Origin of the sequence: Phyllobacterium myrsinacearum, assembly GCF_014138285.1 — a bacterium.
Lineage (GTDB): Bacteria > Pseudomonadota > Alphaproteobacteria > Rhizobiales > Rhizobiaceae > Phyllobacterium > Phyllobacterium myrsinacearum_A.
In genome coordinates this window covers 260,030-275,925 of the sequence record NZ_JACGXN010000007.1, presented here as the reverse complement: position 1 = coordinate 275,925, position 15,896 = coordinate 260,030, and the positions used below count along the sequence as shown (strand labels likewise).

Below are 15,896 nucleotides of genomic sequence, written 5' to 3'. Positions count from 1 at the left end.
GCCAGCAGAAGTCTTCCGGCAAAAACTGCTCGCACAGAGACGGCGTGCGGGTTAGCTTCAAAAGCGCGCAAGTCGCGCTTCAGCGTGAACTCACAGCTGGGCACATTCTATTTTCAACTGCAACAGATACGAGACCCTCTTTGTTTTCAGGAGGATGCAATGGCCTGCAGTCCTACATTTGCAAGGCTTTTGCGGCGGCCCCTTTTCCGGCTGTGAGACCCGGGGCTTTCGCTTCAATTGATCTGCTTCATCACTCGCCAAATGAATCATGCGTCGTTAAGCTCGTCACGAGTCGCACACGTGCCCTGAACTTGTAGACACAAGAAGGATGACCACCGTGGATTTGAAAACTGTACGCGCACTGAAAACCGAAATCGCAGAACAGATCATTCGACCCCTTGTCACCGAAATTCGCGCTGAGCGCCGGATTATCCGGTCCACCGCAACACGGCGTCTGACCGGCGTTGAAGGCGGTATCGCCCTTGGTATCGCTGCCGGTGATGGAACGAACGATTACCGGCTCGCAGTCCGCGTGCAACGCCGTGCGCTTGAAACAAACGCCTATCTGCGCCAGCAGATCGAAGAAGCCGCGCGCAATAAGGCCGACATTACCTATATCGGAACCGTGTTCAAAGGCGGCGTGGCGGCCGAACCTGCGGCGTTGCCCTGGCATCAACTGCGCCAGAGGCCGCTGCTGATCGGATCATCAATCGGGCACTATTCCATTACGGCGGGCACGCTTGGCGGCTTTGCACAGCATACGGCGAGCGGCAAAGCGGTCATTCTCAGCAATAATCATGTGCTGGCCAATGAAAACAAGGCGAAAATCGGTGATGCGATCCTGCAGCCCGGGGCCTATGACGGCGGCAAGAAAAGCAAGGACAAGGTGGGAGAATTGCTGGCTTTTATACCGGTGGAGTCAGGCATGAACAATCTGGTCGATGCTGCCATTGCTTCCATCGACGCGGATGTCGAGTTTGACGCGGTTACCTTAACGGGTGCAGGCAAGCTCAAGGGGCTGCGCAAAACGCCGCTCCGCCCCGGTGACAAAGTCTTCAAGGTCGGCAGGACAACGGGCGTAACCCAGGGCATTGTGACGGCAATTGAAGTTGATGATGTCGTGGTTAGCTATGAGTTTGGCGACATTGGCTTCGACAGCCAGATCGAAATCGAGACATCCAGCAGCGGTCCTTTCAGCTCCGGCGGCGACAGCGGATCTGTTATCATGGACGAAAAAGGCTATGCCTGCGCCCTGCTGTTTGCCGGCAGTGATCAGGGTGGCACGAACGGCAAGGGAGTGACCTTTGCCAATGATCTTTCGATCGTTCTGGAGCAATTAGGGCTGACAATGCCTGTTTGAGTGTTGCCCCTAGCCGTAGCCACTACGATGCACTAAATTAGAGCCATGAGCACTTCCATCGAACAGGCGCGGCTCGCCAAGCCGAAAGCGAAAGAAATTGCCGGATCCTGCGGCACCGTTATTGGTGTCGGCTTGATCCGGATTGGTGACTCCTATGCCATCAAGATCAATCTGCGTGATCATGTGCCTGAAACCGCGGATCTTCCGAAAACGGTGGATGGCGTCAAGGTCGTTTATGACGTGATCGGGCCGATATCCCTGCAGGCGGTTGGAAAACCGTAGCCGATCCTGTGGACAAGCGCCGGGCATTTGGGCTCGGTCGTATCAGCCGCCTCGCTCCTGTCTTAGTGTGTCTGGCATGAAACCATCACGCGACATCACCCGCCTCCTCGCTATCATGCAAGCCTTGCGCACGCCCGTCACTGGGTGCCCGTGGGATCTCGAACAGGATTTCAAATCGATCGCCCCTTATACGCTTGAGGAAGCGTTCGAGGTTATTGATGCCATCGAACGTAATGATATCGACGATCTGCGCGAAGAGCTCGGTGATCTGCTATTGCAGGTCGTGTTTCACGCGCGGATGGCGGAAGAGATGAAGGCATTCGATTTCGGCGATGTGGTTCAGGCGATCACGCACAAGATGATCCGCCGCCATCCGCATGTGTTTGGCGAAGACTCTGCCCGTGGTGCCGGCATGGCCAAGGGTATGTGGGACAAGATCAAGGCCGAGGAAAAGGCAGAACGGCGCGAGCGCCGCGCTACGCTCAACCTTGGAGCAATCGAGCCGAACGGCTTTCTCGACGACATCCCGCATGGGTTTCCGGCCCTGATGCGCGCGCTCAAACTCCAGCAGAAGGCAGCCAAGGTTGGCTTTGACTGGTCAGAAGCAGCACCCATTCTCGACAAGATTGAGGAAGAAATCGGCGAACTGAAACAGGCCATTGCCAACGGTGATCAGGAAAACACCGAAGAAGAGTATGGTGATCTGCTGTTTGCCATAGTCAATCTCGGCCGGCATCTGAAGTTAGAACCGGAAAGCGCCCTGCGCGGTACCAATGAAAAATTCCGGTCGCGCTTCCACTATATCGAGCACAAGCTAAACGAGCAAAAACAGACGCTTGATGCGGCAACGCTTGAGGAAATGGAAGCGCTCTGGCAGGAAGCAAAAACTGCGAAGTAACGCGCCTTAGCCGTTGTTCCGGCGCAACAATTTCTCATCGAGATTGGCATGCGATGCGACGGTCATATCCATGGTGAGAGACACCGACCCATCGTCGAGATCCTTGCGTTTCACATTGCTGGAATGCTGGTAAATCCAGTCCATCAATCGCATCTGGTCCGGGCGCAAGGTAATTTTGACGTGCTTCAGCTTGCCGGCAATGCGGTTCTCGATTTCCTTGAGCAAGGCTTCCACGCCCTCGCCCGTGATTGCCGACACCGGAATTGGGTGCTCATTGCCCTTAGCAGCCGCACTGAGACGCTGTGCCGACTCGCGTCCTGCATCGTCAAGCTTGTCGATCTTGTTCCAAACTTCGAGAATGCGTTTCGTATCACCGCGCTCAATGCCAAGACTGGTCATGATCGCATGAACATCTTCGGATTGGGCTGCAGTATCCGGATCGGAAATATCGCGGATATGCAGGATAAGATCGGCTTCTACCACTTCTTCCAGTGTTGCCCGGAAGGCTGCAACAAGATGCGTGGGCAGGTTAGAGATGAAACCCACGGTGTCGGACAGAATGATGGTCTCACCGTGTTCCAGCCGGATACGGCGCAACGTGGGATCGAGCGTGGCGAAGAGCATGTCTTCGGCGACGACCCCTGCTCCTGTCAAACGGTTGAACAGCGTTGATTTACCCGCATTGGTATAGCCCACAAGCGCCACGACCGGATGCGGCACTTTCTTGCGTTTGCTCCGGTGCAGCGTGCGGGTGCGCACCACTGTTTCCAGCTCGCGTTTGATGCGCAGGATCTTTTCCTGCAGTGCACGCCTGTCCGCTTCGATCTGCGTTTCACCGGGGCCGCCGAGGAAGCCGCCGCCGCCGCGCTGGCGCTCAAGGTGCGTCCAACTGCGGACCAGACGCCCCTTCTGATAGGTGAGGTGCGCGAGCTCCACCTGCAAGGCGCCCTCTTTCGTCTGGGCACGCCGTCCAAAAATCTCGAGAATAAGCCCGGTCCTGTCGAGAACCTTGGCATTCCATGCCTTTTCGAGATTGCGCTGTTGTACCGGCGTCAGGGAATGATCCACGATCACGAGTTCCGCATGGGAAGCCTCGATGAGCTCGTGGATGGTCTCAACCTTGCCTGTGCCCAGCAAGGTTGCCGGGCGCGGTGCCGAGACCTGCACGATATCGGAATGGACAATGTCCAGATCGATGGCGCGGGCCAAACCTTCGGCCTCTTCCAGTCGCGCGTCGTTGCTGCGCTGGAATTCGGGCTGATGCTTCATGCGGCCATGGTCGTCGGCCTTGCCGCCATCGGAAAAGCGCGGCGGCAAAACAGGCACAATGACGATTGCGCGCGTGGGTTCTCTGGCGGTCTCACCATTATCGGTTGATCCGCCAGGAATTTGCGCGTTACGCCTTGTTTCTTTGGTCAAATGTTATCTCAGTCGCTGTCTTCGGCTTCAGCTTCGAACATCTGGACAGGCTGACTCGGCATGATGGTCGAGATGGCATGTTTGTAGACGAGCTGAGAATGGCCGTCGCGGCGCAACAGCACGCAGAAATTGTCGAAAGATGTGACAATACCGGTCAGTTTGACGCCATTGATGAGGAAAATTGTCAGAGAAATCTTCTGTTTTCTGACTGAATTCAGAAAAAGGTCCTGAAGATTCTGCGATCGTTCAGCCATTGTTTTTGTCCTTTTATGCGATCAGCAAACGTGTCTCATACAAAATTCGGCAACGGGAGCAGAAAATCCTACTCCTGCAGGAGGTGAAAAATAGCTTCTGTTAGTCCCCTCATACTCCGGTTAACAGGATGGCGTTTTTTCCGCAATGTCAAAAAACGCTTCCCGTAACGAAAGTGCGATCGTTCCCGGGTGTCCATTTGCCACCGATTCGCCGTCAATCGCAACGATTGGCATGACAACAGTTGTGGCTGCGGTCATAAAAACTTCGCGCGCGCGCTTGGCTTCCTCGACAGAAAAGCCGCGTTCCTCGATCTTCAATCCCAGTTTTTTGGCCACATCGAAGATCGTTGTACGGGTAATACCGCGCAAAATGCCCGTTTCCGCCTGTCTGGTCACCAGGATACCGTCCATGGTGACAATCCATGCATTTGTCGCTGCGCCCTCTTTTACGGTTCCATCCGGATCAATAAACCAGGCCTCCTGCGCGCCCTGCTCCTTGGCCTGCTGGCGTGCCATAACATTTGGTAAAAGACCGATAGATTTGATGTCCACCCGCTCCCAGCGGTTCTCCGGTACCGTGATGACCTTGATGCCCTTTGATGCGCGGGCAGCGGAAACAACAGGGTCGGTGCGTTTGGCCGTAATCACAATGGAAGGCGGCGTATCAGCCGAAGGAAATATATGGTCGCGTTTGGCGACGCCGCGCGTCACCTGCAGATACACCAGGCCATTATACACGCGGTTTCGCCTGACAACTTCAGCAATCACACTCTGGAGCGCCTTTCGGTTCATCGGCCAGCCAATCCGCAGCTCCGAGAGAGAGCGGCCAAGGCGATCGAGATGGCGCGTCATGTCCATGATATTGCCGCGCGCAACCTCACATACCTCGTAGACGCCATCGGCAAACTGATAGCCGCGGTCTTCGATGTGGACACCAGCATTGGCGTGCGGAATGTACTGGCCATTGACATAAGCGATGCGGGACATCGGTAAAAACTCCTATTCGAACTGGCCGAAGACCATGCGCATGGGTGTTGGCAGGTCCACACGCTTGCCGGTATCTTCCAATGCCCCGGTTTCGATATCACGTTTGAACACAGCGATGCCGCCGCCTTTCTGATTGGCAACGAACATGAACTTACCCGTGGGGTCGATGACGAAATTGCGCGGCCCAAGGCCCTGCGACGGTGTCCAGCCGATCAGGGAAATACTGCCGTCAGCAGCAATGGCGTAGCTGACAATGCTGTTGTGCCCACGGTTTGATCCATAGAGGAACCTGCCATCGGCACTGACAGCAATCTCTGCGCAGGTATTGGTATCGGTGAAATCCGCCGGGATGGATGGAAGTGTCTGACCAAGTTTCAATTCAGCTGTGTCTGGATTATAATGAAGTACTGAAACAGTGCTGTTCAATTCATTGATAACATAGGCAATATTGCCATTTTGATGGAATGTCATATGGCGTGGGCCAGCGCCATCAGGAAACTGAGTAAATGGGGTTGCGGCCAGTTCAAGTTTCCCGCCTGCGGGCGGCAGCCTGTAGGCCATGATACGGTCAAGTCCAAGGTCACACACGAAGACGGTGCGATTGTCAGGGCTGACGACGGCGCAGTGACCATGCTGCCGCTTGTCCGTCGCCAGGATCGCATCTTTGCCCTCATGAGCAGCGGCGGCAAAAGCCGGTTCCAGTCCGCCATCGGCACGGATTGAGAAAGCAGCAACCGCATTGCCGGGGCGCTCGCCAAGGTCGGCAACGGTGTAGTTGGAGGCGAAAATGGTGTCGCCGGACTGATCAAATCCCAGATGACACGTGGTGTTGCCGAGCGTTGGCTGCATGTTGATATAGGACAGCGCGCCTGTGGCCGGATCGATATCGAAGGCGACAGCCAAGCCTTCATTCCAGCTGGGAATTTCCACCGCCGCGTAAAGGCGCTTACGCTTTTCATCAATCGCAATATAGCCCGGATTGTCGATTGCGAGATATTCGCTGACAAGTGTCAGATCACCGGTCTGCTCGTCGAACCGGAATACGCTGATCCCCTTTCCCTCACCGGGCAAAGCATTGCGATTCAGATTGCCGACGAAAGCATAGGTCTTTGGCATGGTTGGTCTCATGAGTTGGGGGCTGTGAGATGGAGGATTTCTCCATCGGAGGGAATGATCAGCTTGTGGGAATCGATAGCCGCTGCCTGCGCATGGGCCTTGAGATCGTTGCGGGTGACCGTTGCGTGGTCAAGTGCTTCCATGTGCGTCGCGATGATTTTTGTCTTCTGCGGAGCAATGCGGCAAACCTCGACAGTCTGCTCTGCATCCATGACGATGAGAACCCCGTCCCATTTGGCCCCGCAGGAATGAGTGATGATGATATCTGGCTGTGTCGCTTCGATTGTCTCGATCACCGGGGGATAGAGGATAGTATCGCCTGCCCAATAGATGGATGGTTCATTGTCTGCTTCAATTGTGAAGCCGATGACATTGCCCATCAGTTGGAGCACAGCTCCAGTACCGTGATTACCGTCGCGGCGGGTCAGGCGGATATTCTTCCAGGTCAGATCTTGGGTCAGTGGCGTGACATCGGTAAATCCGAAGGAACGGATTGTTTCTTCATCACCCGGCTGGCAGATCAACGGCAAGTGTTTGGGCGTGAGTTCCTGAGCGACCGGATCGAAATGGTCCGCGTGCAAATGCGATACGAGCACCAACTCAACGCCTGCCAGAATCTCATCGGTTGAAGCCGGGAGATCCGTCATCGGATTGGGTGAGCGGCCGGTGATGGATCGCTGGCTGTGTTTGAGCGCAAAGAACGGATCGATCAGGATTGTCGAACCGGCATAGTCAAGTTTCAGCGTTGCATTCCGTATAAGTTGCATTTGCATGATCGGATCTGTCCCTCTGCTGATCAGAAGAATTCGAGGCTGACGCGGAACATCTGCTCGACCTGTTTGACCGCCTCGGCCGTGGCGAAGATAACCACCCGGTCCTGCGGTTTTATACGAACCGAACCATCCGGACGGATAACCTCGCCATTGCGATAGATCGCTCCGATACGCAAACCGTCAGGCAGGTCGAGGTCACGCAGCGGGGCACCAACGAGCGGCGATGTTTCAAGCGCCTCGGCCTCGATAATCTCCGCCCGGCCCTTCTGGACGCTGTGTACAGCCCGGATACGGCCACGGCGTACATGTTGCAGCACACGCGAAATCGTGACGCTTCGCGGGCTGATATGGGCGTCGATTCCCAGCGATTTGCTGAGATCCAGATAGTCCGGATTGTTGATAAGGACGAGACTGGATTTACAGCCAAGACGCTTGGCCATGACACCCGCGAGCATATTGACCTGATCATCATTGGTGAGTGCAACCAGAAGGTCCGCATCCTGGATTTCGGCTTCCAGCAACAATTTCTGATCCAGCGCACTGCCGTGCAGCACCATGGAACGCCGCAAACCATCGGCAATAGCATTGGCGCGGATCAGGTTGGGTTCGATCAGCTTGACCTTGGTTCGCGGCTGCTTTGCCTCGATCGTCTGGGCAACGTACAGACCGACATTACCGCCACCGGCAATAACGATGCGCGTCGCTTCAGGTTCTTCATGGCCGAACAGCGCCAGCGTGCGGCGCACCTGCGGTTTCGTCGTCGCCACATAGGCAATATCACCGGCAAAAAGCTGGTCAGCTGAGCGCGGAATGAACAATTTGTCATTGCGGATGATGGCCATGACAGTCGACGGGAGGTCGGGAAAAAGGTCGCTCAGCTGGATCAGCGGTGTGTTGATGACGGGACAATCTTCCAGACATTCGATTGCCATCACCGTAATATTCTCATCGGCAAAACGGACGACATCGCTAACCCCCGGCAAGGCAATGCGGCGCAGCACCATCTCGCCGACTTCGAGCTCGGGCGAAATGATTACATCGATCGGCATGTGATCGCGGGAAAACAGGTCCTGATAGTGCGGCTGCAGATAGGCCTGCGCACGGATACGGGCAATTTTGGTTGGCACGTTGAACAGCGCGTGGGCCACTTCGCAGGCGACGATATTGACCTCGTCATAGAGCGTGGCGGCAATGATCATGTCCGCCTGCGCGGCTCCTGCCGCGGCCAGCACATCCGGATGGGCGCCGTGGCCGACAAAGCCACGCACATCGAGCGTATCGCGTATTACCTGAATGAGCTCGGCCGATGTATCGATCACTGAAATATCGTTGTCTTCGGCGGCCAACCGTTCAGCGATACCATATCCGACTTGCCCTGCTCCGCAGATGATTACACGCATCAGCCTGCATCACCCTCAGTGATAACGGCCGTTGCATCCACCTCAATGAGAACGTCGGGATGGAACAACGCTGCCACACCGATCAGGCTGCTGGCAGGCGGGCAGTCGGTATTCACCCAGCGATCCCTCACCGTCCGAATCTCGGGAAGCATGCTCTGATCGAAATCCCTGATGTAATAGGTCAGGCGGACAACGCTGGCAAAATCGGTGCCTGCCGCCTTGAGCGTGGACTGAATGTTCGAAAATACAAGATCAAGCTGCGCGCCCACATCTTTCGCCGGAATTTTTCCTTCCGAATCGAAGGGAACGTGTCCTGACAGGACAAGCAATTTGCCGCCTTCAATCAGCATGGCCTGAGACAGGCCCGGTATGGACGGACCGGACGGATTGACAGGACGAAACATTCCTCACTCCCATGATGAAGGACCGATGCCGAAGAGCAAAGGCGGTCGACTGTCCCGCAAAAACGGGAGAGTCGCAACCGAATACTATCAGCCCGCAAAGTACTCCGCCGACGCCTTGGCGATAGAATGAAGCGTCAAACCCCGAGGGATTTGAGCTTCCTGTGCAGTGCCGAGCGTTCCATGCCGACAAATTCAGCTGTACGGGAGATGTTGCCGCCAAACCGGTTGATCTGCGCGATGAGATATTCCTTCTCGAAGCGCTCGCGCGCCTCGCGCAGCGGCAAAGCCATGATGTGCTGATCGGATTCGGTCGGAGCCTTGGGCAAGGTATCACCGATTTCCGCGGGTAGCAGATCAGCGGTTATGACTGCTTCAGGATCATCACCACGCGCCAGAATAATCAGCCGCTCGATATTATTGCGCAACTGACGGATATTGCCCGGCCACGAGTGGGACTGCAGAACGGCCATGGCATCGGGGCCGATCTTGCGCGGCTTGATACCCGCCTGTTCGGCAATCTGCGTCATGAAGAATTCAACCAGCGCTGGAATGTCATCGCGGCGGTCGGCCAGCGGCGGAACAATGACTGGAACAACGGCCAGCCGGTGGAACAGATCCTCACGGAACCGACCTTCGGCAATCATGGCTTCAAGGTTCTGTGCAGTGGACGAAATAATGCGCACATCCACCTTGATCCGTTTGGTTCCCCCCACCCGCTCGAACTGCTGGTCGACGAGGACGCGCAGAATCTTGTTCTGCGTTTCGCGTGGCATGTCGGCAATTTCATTGAGGTAGAGAATTCCGCCATGCGCTTCTTCCAGTGCGCCTACCTTGCGTTCGCCGCCATCGGATTCTGTGCCGAAAAGCTCGACTTCCATCCGTTCCGGCGTGATGGTCGCGGCGTTCAGATTGACGAACGGTCCTTTTGAGCGTGCAGACAGAGCATGAATGGCGCGTGCTGTTAGTTCCTTGCCCGCACCGGACGGTCCGGTAATCATGATACGGCTGTTTGTTGGCGCCACGCGTTCGATCGTCTGGCGCAGATGGTTCATCGACAGCGACGTACCGAGCAATTCAAAACTTTCCGTCGAGCGCTTGCGCAGATCTGAAACCTCCCGGCGCAGCTTGGACGTTTCCAGTGCACGCTCGGCAATGAGAATCAACCGGTCGGCCTTGAAAGGCTTTTCAATGAAATCATAGGCGCCGCGGCGAATGGCGGAGACGGCTGTCTCAATATTGCCGTGACCGGAGATCATCACCACCGGAATTTCAGGATGGCGGCTCTTGATTTCATCAAGCAGAGCAAGTCCGTCAAGACGGCTGCCCTGCATCCATATATCCAGAAAAATCAGACGCGGAATGCGATCATCGATCGCCGCCAATGCGCTGTCTGCATCAGAAGCCACACGCGTCTCGTGCCCTTCATCGCTCAATATTCCTGCAACAAGCTCGCGGATGTCGACCTCATCGTCGACAACAAGAATGTCAGATGCCATTTGAATTCACCTGTTTCGCCGATTGATTTGTGATTTCGGCTGTCTGTGTATCGGTAGGGGTAGTTGGAAATACCATGCGGATCATTGCACCACGCCCACCGTAAAAATCCTCGGGTGCGTCATGCAATTCTATTTGACCGCCATGTTCTTCGACGATCTTTTTGACAATTGCGAGGCCAAGGCCGGTGCCTTTCTCGCGCGTTGTCATATAGGGTTCAAGCAATCGCTGCCGATGTTCCCGTGGCAAACCCTTGCCATTGTCGGTAACCTCGACAATCAAAGCATCGCCGTCTTGCTTAGACCGGATGCGGATATGCCCCTCCCCTAATCCTTCTTTTACAACAGATTCAATAGCTTCTGCTGCGTTCTTTATCACGTTTCCAAAGGCTTGTCCGATCAAGCGACCGTCAAACTGGCCAATCAGGGGAATGTTGCCGAAATCCCGCTCGAAGCGAATATCGCTGCGGCTGACTTCCACCAGGAACGAAGCCTCGCGCAACGCTTCACGTATATCCATTGCCTTGATTTCAGGCTTGGGCATGCGGGCAAAGGATGAAAATTCATCGACCATGCGACCAATGTCACCCACCTGCCGGATGATTGTTTCCGTACACTGGTCAAAAACCTCACGGTCCTCGGTGATCACCTTGCCGTAACGCCGGCGGATACGCTCTGCGGAAAGCTGGATGGGCGTCAGTGGATTCTTGATTTCATGGGCGATGCGCCGCGCCACGTCCGCCCAGGCAGACGAGCGTTGCGCCTCCACAAGATCGGTGATGTCATCCACAGTCACGACATAGGAATGCTCGACGGATTCGGCATCTTCGACGGTGATCTGGACATTGAAGGTGCGCGCACTGCCGCGCCGCGACATGGAAACCTGCTCACGATACACAGGACGACCTGTAGCGTGGGCAACTTCAAAGACCAGCCCTATCTCCGGCACCAGCGCGGTGAGATTCTTGCCAATGGCCGCGACGGGATCAAGGTCGAACATGGCTTCTGCGGAGCGGTTCATGATGCCGATAATGCCATCGCCGTCTACGCTGATCACGCCTGCGGTGACGCCTGAGAGCACAGCTTCCGAGAAGCGTCGGCGTTCGTCGATCTGATCCTTGGCGGCAACGAGATCGCGGCGTTGCGTTCCAAGCTGGCGTACCATTGTGTTGAAGGTTTGCGAAAGCGACCCGACGTCACCGTCGGACCGGCGCACCGGTACAGCAACATCAAGATTGCCGGTCGCGACATCATCCGCAGCACCGATCAGCAGGCGAATGGGACGGACAAGCCGGTCCGCAACGGCAATACCCGTCCAGATTGCCGAGAGGAGCAACGTCAGCGTGAGCCCGAAATAGAGCAGTGCAAACAGAATTTGCGTGTTCACCCCATTGGCCGCGAGTTGGCGCGCTTCCGGTGTATTGCTCTCTATCGCCCGCATGGAGTTCAGAATATCGCCGTCAACGGGGCGCACCGTATAAAGGAACATGTCGGGTATTTGCTGCAGCTTCACGACAGCGCTCAACAGATTGGTCTGTTCTGGCGGTATAAGGACCGGCCTGCCATCCTCCGCCGTTTTGAGAATGGATTTTGCAACAGGCGGGATTGTTATGCTTGTACGTATATCCGCACGAACGGCCACGTCGCCATTGGGGCGGATCAGCAAAGCACCGATAAGGCCGCGGCCATTCGCCTGCTGGGTAAGGAACCGGTTAAAATTGCTTCGATCAAGATTGTACAGCGAGCGCTGCGAATCCACATCGCTGACCATCTCCAACGTCGTTCCCTGCAAATTGCGGGCGCTTTCCTGAATATAGGAATTTGCGAGGCTGATCGAGGAATTGACGATGGTCGTCGTTCGCATTTCGAACCAGCGATCCAGCCCAAGGTCGAGAGTGACCGAGGCGACGATGGCAACAAGCATGGCGGGAACTGCTGCAACCAGCGAAAACAATACAACCAGGCGTACATGCAGGCGCGCAGCGGCCTTTCCCCGGTTTCTGGCTTGGCTGATACGATAAATTTCCCGGCCGATCAGGACAATCAGAGCCAGAATCAGCAGAGCGTTGATGCTGGTCAGGAAGAAGGAGATGTTGCTGTCGGGGCGAAGGGGAGTCATGCCCGTCAGGATGAAAAACGTAATGCCTGTGGTCAAAAGCGCCAGAACAACGGTGACAACGCCAATACGGGAGTAAAAGCGCTGCGTGTTGCCGCCGGAGGCAGCCGCGAGCGAATTCCCGAATTGATTGACCGAATTTGATATGAGCATCGCTTATGCCATCCCAACTACGTTGCACTCATGCAACACATTGTGGCGGAAATGCAACGCCCTATCGTGGAAAGTTGTGCAGAAATTACTTGTAAATTCACTAGTGAACCGATTTGACATGCGGCGTGCTCAAGAAATTCAGGTGAAAAACCGGATAAATCCGTAAGAAATCGGCTTGGAAATCTGTTGGCGCAAGCCGAAATGCTTGGGTTTTCAACGTAAAAGAAACAGCGGTAATGCTGGCGTCAAAATTTAGCCGGAGTATTAATGTAGTCAGCAGGAAATATCATTTTGTATACAGGAGATACTCATTGTTTAAGATTCATAATCTGATTTTGCCTTTGCTTGCTGCATCCATGATGACTGTGCCTGCTATGGCACAGGCACCCGACATCACAGGAACTTACGTCAACGATACCGGGCGCACGAAGGTACGCTTGGTCGATTGCGGTAGCGGCGTTTGCGGGACGGTCATCTGGATGAGCAATCCCGTCAATGACGTCAACAATCCTGATGCGTCGAAGCGGGATCGTCCGGTTGTGGGGTTGCAGGCCGTTACGCTGAAACCCACAGGTTCAGGAACCTACGCGGGTTCTCTGTACAACACGGAAAATGGCAAGACCTATTCGGGCAAAGCAAAGCTTTCCGATAATGGTATCGAATTATCAGGTTGCGTCCTTGGCGGATTGCTCTGCAAGAACTCGGTGTGGCGCCGCGTCGACTAGGATATGTTCATGAGGGCACATCCGGCTTTGCTGCCGTATGTGCAGTCGATCTCCCACCCTGGCGGTCCGATTCTGACAATTGCTACCCTTTGATTGGGATGCGAATGTCAAATTCGTTCCACCAGCGGCCCCACCGGGTGCTCCCATGAACGAAGACCGCATTCACCGGATTTTCCAGATCAGCATTGTGTTCAAGGGCGCCCATGCCCTGATCGAATGCATTGGCGGGCTGGTGCTGGTTTTCGTGAATACGGCTCACATCCGATCGATGGTCGATACGTTCACTCAGACACGCCTCATCAACGATCCCGACGATTTCATCGCAAATCACCTCCTGAAGTTCGCGGGCGATTTCTCCGTCGGCAGCCAGCATTTCTACGCCTTTTATCTTCTCAGCCATGGTGTGATAAAAGCCTTGCTGGTGATAGCGTTGCTTCGCAATAAACTCTGGGCTTATCCGCTTTCGCTATTCGTTCTCGGCCTTTTCATTGCCTACCAGCTGTACCGGTACTCCTACACACAGAGTATTCCGCTTCTCATCCTCACCGTTTTTGATCTCTTCATCATGATCCTTATCTGGCATGAGTACCGCCTCATGCATAAGCGTTCAATGACATAGGTGCGTCGATGCGTTTGAAAGTGCTTCTCATCCTTGGGTCAATCATTTGCCTTCTGATTTTCCCGCTTGCCGTGTTTTTCGCCGGGATTTCGGTCATGGCATCCGATGGCGGGATTACGCCCGAAGCGCGGATGATTTTTTATGTAATGTGCGGCTGGCCGGTCAGCGCACTCGGTGGACCCATTGGCGCGGCGTTGACCCAGCGCCGTATCGGCGCGTGGGCCCTGCTGTGGTTCGTTCCGTGCTTGGCCTATGCGGTGGCTATTTTCGGACTCGACGTTTTTGCCCGCTGATCGCCAAAGGTTGTCAGAGTTCCATGAAAGGCTCGAACCCACCGTAGATCATGCGCTTGCCGTCGAACGGCATTCCCCATTTATCACTGGCAAGGCGGGGATCAGCCATGACCTTCTTGTTGATCTCATCACGCTCTTGTTTTGATGTATAGACAATCCATGAAAAGACCACGACTTCGTCGTCCTTTGCCTGCACTGCACGCGGAAACGATGTCAGTTCGCCATAGGGAACATCGTCTCCAATGCATTCCACATAGGCTAGCGCTCCATATTCTTTCCAGACATCACCGGCGGCACTGGCCATCGCTTTGTAGGCGTCGATCTTTTCTTTTGGCACCGCAAGTACAAATCCATCAACATAAGACATTGTTTGGTCCTCACTTGTTTCAACTGCCCTAGGACGATTGAACGGGTCGGCATCCGACATCGTTCCCGTTTTTTTGTGACTCTCAATGATCTTCTGGCCAATAGTGACGTCAAGCCGGGCCTGCTGCCGGCTTCTGTATTCAAGACGACAGTGTGCGTTCAGAGTTCAGGAAGTAGGTTGCTGATGGAAATGAAAGCGTAACCGCCATGGTCGAAGGCGGTTACGCGCTTTGTATCCCGATGAATGCTCAGAGGCCGTTCTTCTTGAGAATCTCCGGCGCGTTCTCTTTCGTGATGGTTTCGGTCCCAAGAACGATTTTCTTTTCGACCTTTTCGCCAGCCAGCACTTTCAGAGCTTGGCGCAATCCTTCCGCTCCTGGTGTCGGATAGAGGAATGTTGCGGCGAGTTCACCCTTGTTGACCCATTGAACGCCTTCATTCGGCAAGCCGTCGACACCGAGAAACAGAATGTCCTTTTCCCGGCCCGCATCCTTGGCGGCAAGATAGGCGCCATAGGCCATCGGATCATTGTGGCCGTAGACCAGCTTTATGTCTTCATGATTGCGCAAGGCGGTCGCCATGATGTTGTAAGCCTGATCCTGCTTCCAGTCGCCGGACTGTTTGTCCAGAAGATAGGTGATGCCCTTCTCCGCATCGGTATACTTGTGGAAACCATCGCTGCGGTCGTGGCTCGCCTGTGTACCGAGGCCACCCCAGATTTCAACAACGGTGCCCTTGGCCTTGCCCTTGCCGCCGAGGAGTTCCACCGCGTGTTGTCCTGCCGCTTCGCCGATCACCACATTGTCGCCGCCAATCCATTGGGTGAACTTGTCGGTGTCAACGTTACGATCAAGCACAATCACGGGAATGCCGGCATCCATGGCTTTTTCCACGACGCCCGTCAGACCAGCAGATTCCTTGGGTGAAATCAGGATTGCATCCACCTCCTGCCGGATGAAATTTTCAACGTCGGCCACCTGTTTTTCGGTCTTGTCCTGACCGTCGGCGACCAGCAGTTCAACATTGGGATGGTTCTTGGCTTCGGCCACCAGATCCTTGTTGAACTGGACGCGCCAAGGTTCAACGGTCGTGGTCTGGCTGAAACCGATGATATATTTGTCCTTGGCCAGCGCATTTGGCATGTGAAGCGCCAAAGGCGCGATAAAGGCGGCTGCCATTGCCAATTTGGCAAAATGTCTGCGTGTCAGATTCATGCTGTCCTCCCTGATGTTCTCTAT

17 protein-coding genes are annotated in these 15,896 nt (G+C 55.0%); 6 read left to right on the top strand and 11 right to left on the bottom strand.

Translation table 11 applies throughout. The features are described 5' to 3' along the window. Window positions 1–337: 337 nt before the first annotated feature. The 3 genes from FHW16_RS20315 to mazG all read left to right on the top strand — a co-directional run bounded on the left by FHW16_RS20315 (window position 338) and on the right by mazG (window position 2,540). Window positions 338–1,360 (top strand): hypothetical protein, encoded by a 1,023-nt coding sequence (locus FHW16_RS20315; protein ID WP_182551099.1) that lies wholly within the window; start codon window positions 338–340, stop codon window positions 1,358–1,360. A 45-nt stretch (window positions 1,361–1,405) separates the two neighbouring features. Beyond that, entirely contained in the window at window positions 1,406–1,642 is a 237-nt protein-coding gene (locus tag FHW16_RS20310) for a hypothetical protein (protein ID WP_182551098.1), read from the top strand. A 76-nt stretch (window positions 1,643–1,718) separates the two neighbouring features. Beyond that, a complete protein-coding gene (gene mazG / locus FHW16_RS20305; protein WP_182551097.1) occupies window positions 1,719–2,540 on the top strand; it encodes a nucleoside triphosphate pyrophosphohydrolase in 822 nt (273 codons plus the stop codon). Window positions 2,541–2,546: 6 nt separating this feature from the next. On the opposite strand, the gene hflX is transcribed toward mazG, so the two are convergent. From hflX to FHW16_RS20260, 9 genes are all read right to left on the bottom strand, one after another. Then, a complete protein-coding gene (hflX, locus tag FHW16_RS20300; protein WP_182551096.1) occupies window positions 2,547–3,959 on the bottom strand; it encodes a GTPase HflX in 1,413 nt (470 codons plus the stop codon). Between the two features lie 8 nt (window positions 3,960–3,967). After that, window positions 3,968–4,213: an RNA chaperone Hfq gene (gene hfq, locus FHW16_RS20295; protein WP_091885912.1), complete on the bottom strand. Its 246-nt coding sequence runs from the start codon at window positions 4,211–4,213 to the stop codon at window positions 3,968–3,970. A 120-nt stretch (window positions 4,214–4,333) separates the two neighbouring features. Beyond that, entirely contained in the window at window positions 4,334–5,200 is an 867-nt protein-coding gene (locus FHW16_RS20290; protein WP_182551095.1) for a D-amino-acid transaminase, read from the bottom strand. 12 nt (window positions 5,201–5,212) lie between these two features. Continuing rightward, window positions 5,213–6,316, bottom strand: a complete 1,104-nt coding sequence (locus tag FHW16_RS20285; protein WP_182551094.1) for a lactonase family protein — start codon at window positions 6,314–6,316, stop codon at window positions 5,213–5,215. Between the two features lie 8 nt (window positions 6,317–6,324). Next, window positions 6,325–7,089 (bottom strand): MBL fold metallo-hydrolase, encoded by a 765-nt coding sequence (locus FHW16_RS20280; protein WP_182551093.1) that lies wholly within the window; start codon window positions 7,087–7,089, stop codon window positions 6,325–6,327. A gap of 23 nt (window positions 7,090–7,112) precedes the next feature. Then, window positions 7,113–8,489 (bottom strand): Trk system potassium transporter TrkA, encoded by a 1,377-nt coding sequence (trkA, locus tag FHW16_RS20275; RefSeq protein ID WP_182551092.1) that lies wholly within the window; start codon window positions 8,487–8,489, stop codon window positions 7,113–7,115. Continuing rightward, window positions 8,489–8,893 (bottom strand): RidA family protein, encoded by a 405-nt coding sequence (locus FHW16_RS20270; protein WP_182551091.1) that lies wholly within the window; start codon window positions 8,891–8,893, stop codon window positions 8,489–8,491. Before FHW16_RS20270 ends, trkA begins: the two co-directional genes overlap by 1 nt. A gap of 134 nt (window positions 8,894–9,027) precedes the next feature. After that, a complete protein-coding gene (locus FHW16_RS20265) occupies window positions 9,028–10,389 on the bottom strand; it encodes a sigma-54-dependent transcriptional regulator (RefSeq protein WP_182551090.1) in 1,362 nt (453 codons plus the stop codon). Then, window positions 10,379–12,655: a sensor histidine kinase NtrY-like gene (locus FHW16_RS20260; protein WP_182551089.1), complete on the bottom strand. Its 2,277-nt coding sequence runs from the start codon at window positions 12,653–12,655 to the stop codon at window positions 10,379–10,381. Before FHW16_RS20260 ends, FHW16_RS20265 begins: the two co-directional genes overlap by 11 nt. A 311-nt stretch (window positions 12,656–12,966) precedes the next feature. Between FHW16_RS20260 and FHW16_RS20255 the strand changes: the two genes are divergently transcribed. From FHW16_RS20255 to FHW16_RS20245, 3 genes are all read left to right on the top strand, one after another. Then, window positions 12,967–13,380 (top strand): DUF2147 domain-containing protein, encoded by a 414-nt coding sequence (locus FHW16_RS20255; RefSeq protein WP_246711865.1) that lies wholly within the window; start codon window positions 12,967–12,969, stop codon window positions 13,378–13,380. Window positions 13,381–13,525: 145 nt separating this feature from the next. Beyond that, window positions 13,526–13,999: a DUF2127 domain-containing protein gene (locus tag FHW16_RS20250; protein WP_182551087.1), complete on the top strand. Its 474-nt coding sequence runs from the start codon at window positions 13,526–13,528 to the stop codon at window positions 13,997–13,999. Between the two features lie 8 nt (window positions 14,000–14,007). After that, complete coding sequence (locus tag FHW16_RS20245) at window positions 14,008–14,292, top strand: hypothetical protein (RefSeq protein ID WP_182551086.1); 285 nt, start codon at window positions 14,008–14,010, stop codon at window positions 14,290–14,292. Window positions 14,293–14,305: 13 nt separating this feature from the next. Here FHW16_RS20245 and FHW16_RS20240 read toward each other — a convergent pair whose 3' ends face one another. Both FHW16_RS20240 and FHW16_RS20235 read right to left on the bottom strand, forming a co-directional pair. Beyond that, on the bottom strand, window positions 14,306–14,659 hold the full coding sequence (locus tag FHW16_RS20240) for a DUF1428 domain-containing protein (protein ID WP_182551085.1): 354 nt from the start codon (window positions 14,657–14,659) through the stop codon (window positions 14,306–14,308). Between the two features lie 247 nt (window positions 14,660–14,906). Then, the gene (locus FHW16_RS20235; protein ID WP_432652064.1) at window positions 14,907–15,866 is read right to left on the bottom strand and encodes a substrate-binding domain-containing protein; all 960 of its coding nucleotides are present in this window, start codon (window positions 15,864–15,866) and stop codon (window positions 14,907–14,909) included. Window positions 15,867–15,896: the final 30 nt, after the last annotated feature.

What these genes read in the sequence shown, in the direction of transcription:
- FHW16_RS20310 (WP_182551098.1), top strand. Translation starts at nt 1,406, where the DNA reads ATGAGCACTTCCATCGAACAGGCGCGGCTCGCCAAGCCGAAAGCGAAA.
- mazG (WP_182551097.1), top strand. Translation starts at nt 1,719, where the DNA reads ATGAAACCATCACGCGACATCACCCGCCTCCTCGCTATCATGCAAGCC.
- hfq (WP_091885912.1), bottom strand. Translation starts at nt 4,213, where the DNA reads ATGGCTGAACGATCGCAGAATCTTCAGGACCTTTTTCTGAATTCAGTC.
- FHW16_RS20290 (WP_182551095.1), bottom strand. Translation starts at nt 5,200, where the DNA reads ATGTCCCGCATCGCTTATGTCAATGGCCAGTACATTCCGCACGCCAAT.
- FHW16_RS20285 (WP_182551094.1), bottom strand. Translation starts at nt 6,316, where the DNA reads ATGCCAAAGACCTATGCTTTCGTCGGCAATCTGAATCGCAATGCTTTG.
- FHW16_RS20280 (WP_182551093.1), bottom strand. Translation starts at nt 7,089, where the DNA reads ATGCAAATGCAACTTATACGGAATGCAACGCTGAAACTTGACTATGCC.
- trkA (WP_182551092.1), bottom strand. Translation starts at nt 8,489, where the DNA reads ATGCGTGTAATCATCTGCGGAGCAGGGCAAGTCGGATATGGTATCGCT.
- FHW16_RS20270 (WP_182551091.1), bottom strand. Translation starts at nt 8,893, where the DNA reads ATGTTTCGTCCTGTCAATCCGTCCGGTCCGTCCATACCGGGCCTGTCT.
- FHW16_RS20265 (WP_182551090.1), bottom strand. Translation starts at nt 10,389, where the DNA reads ATGGCATCTGACATTCTTGTTGTCGACGATGAGGTCGACATCCGCGAG.
- FHW16_RS20260 (WP_182551089.1), bottom strand. Translation starts at nt 12,655, where the DNA reads ATGCTCATATCAAATTCGGTCAATCAATTCGGGAATTCGCTCGCGGCT.
- FHW16_RS20250 (WP_182551087.1), top strand. Translation starts at nt 13,526, where the DNA reads ATGAACGAAGACCGCATTCACCGGATTTTCCAGATCAGCATTGTGTTC.
- FHW16_RS20245 (WP_182551086.1), top strand. Translation starts at nt 14,008, where the DNA reads ATGCGTTTGAAAGTGCTTCTCATCCTTGGGTCAATCATTTGCCTTCTG.
- FHW16_RS20240 (WP_182551085.1), bottom strand. Translation starts at nt 14,659, where the DNA reads ATGTCTTATGTTGATGGATTTGTACTTGCGGTGCCAAAAGAAAAGATC.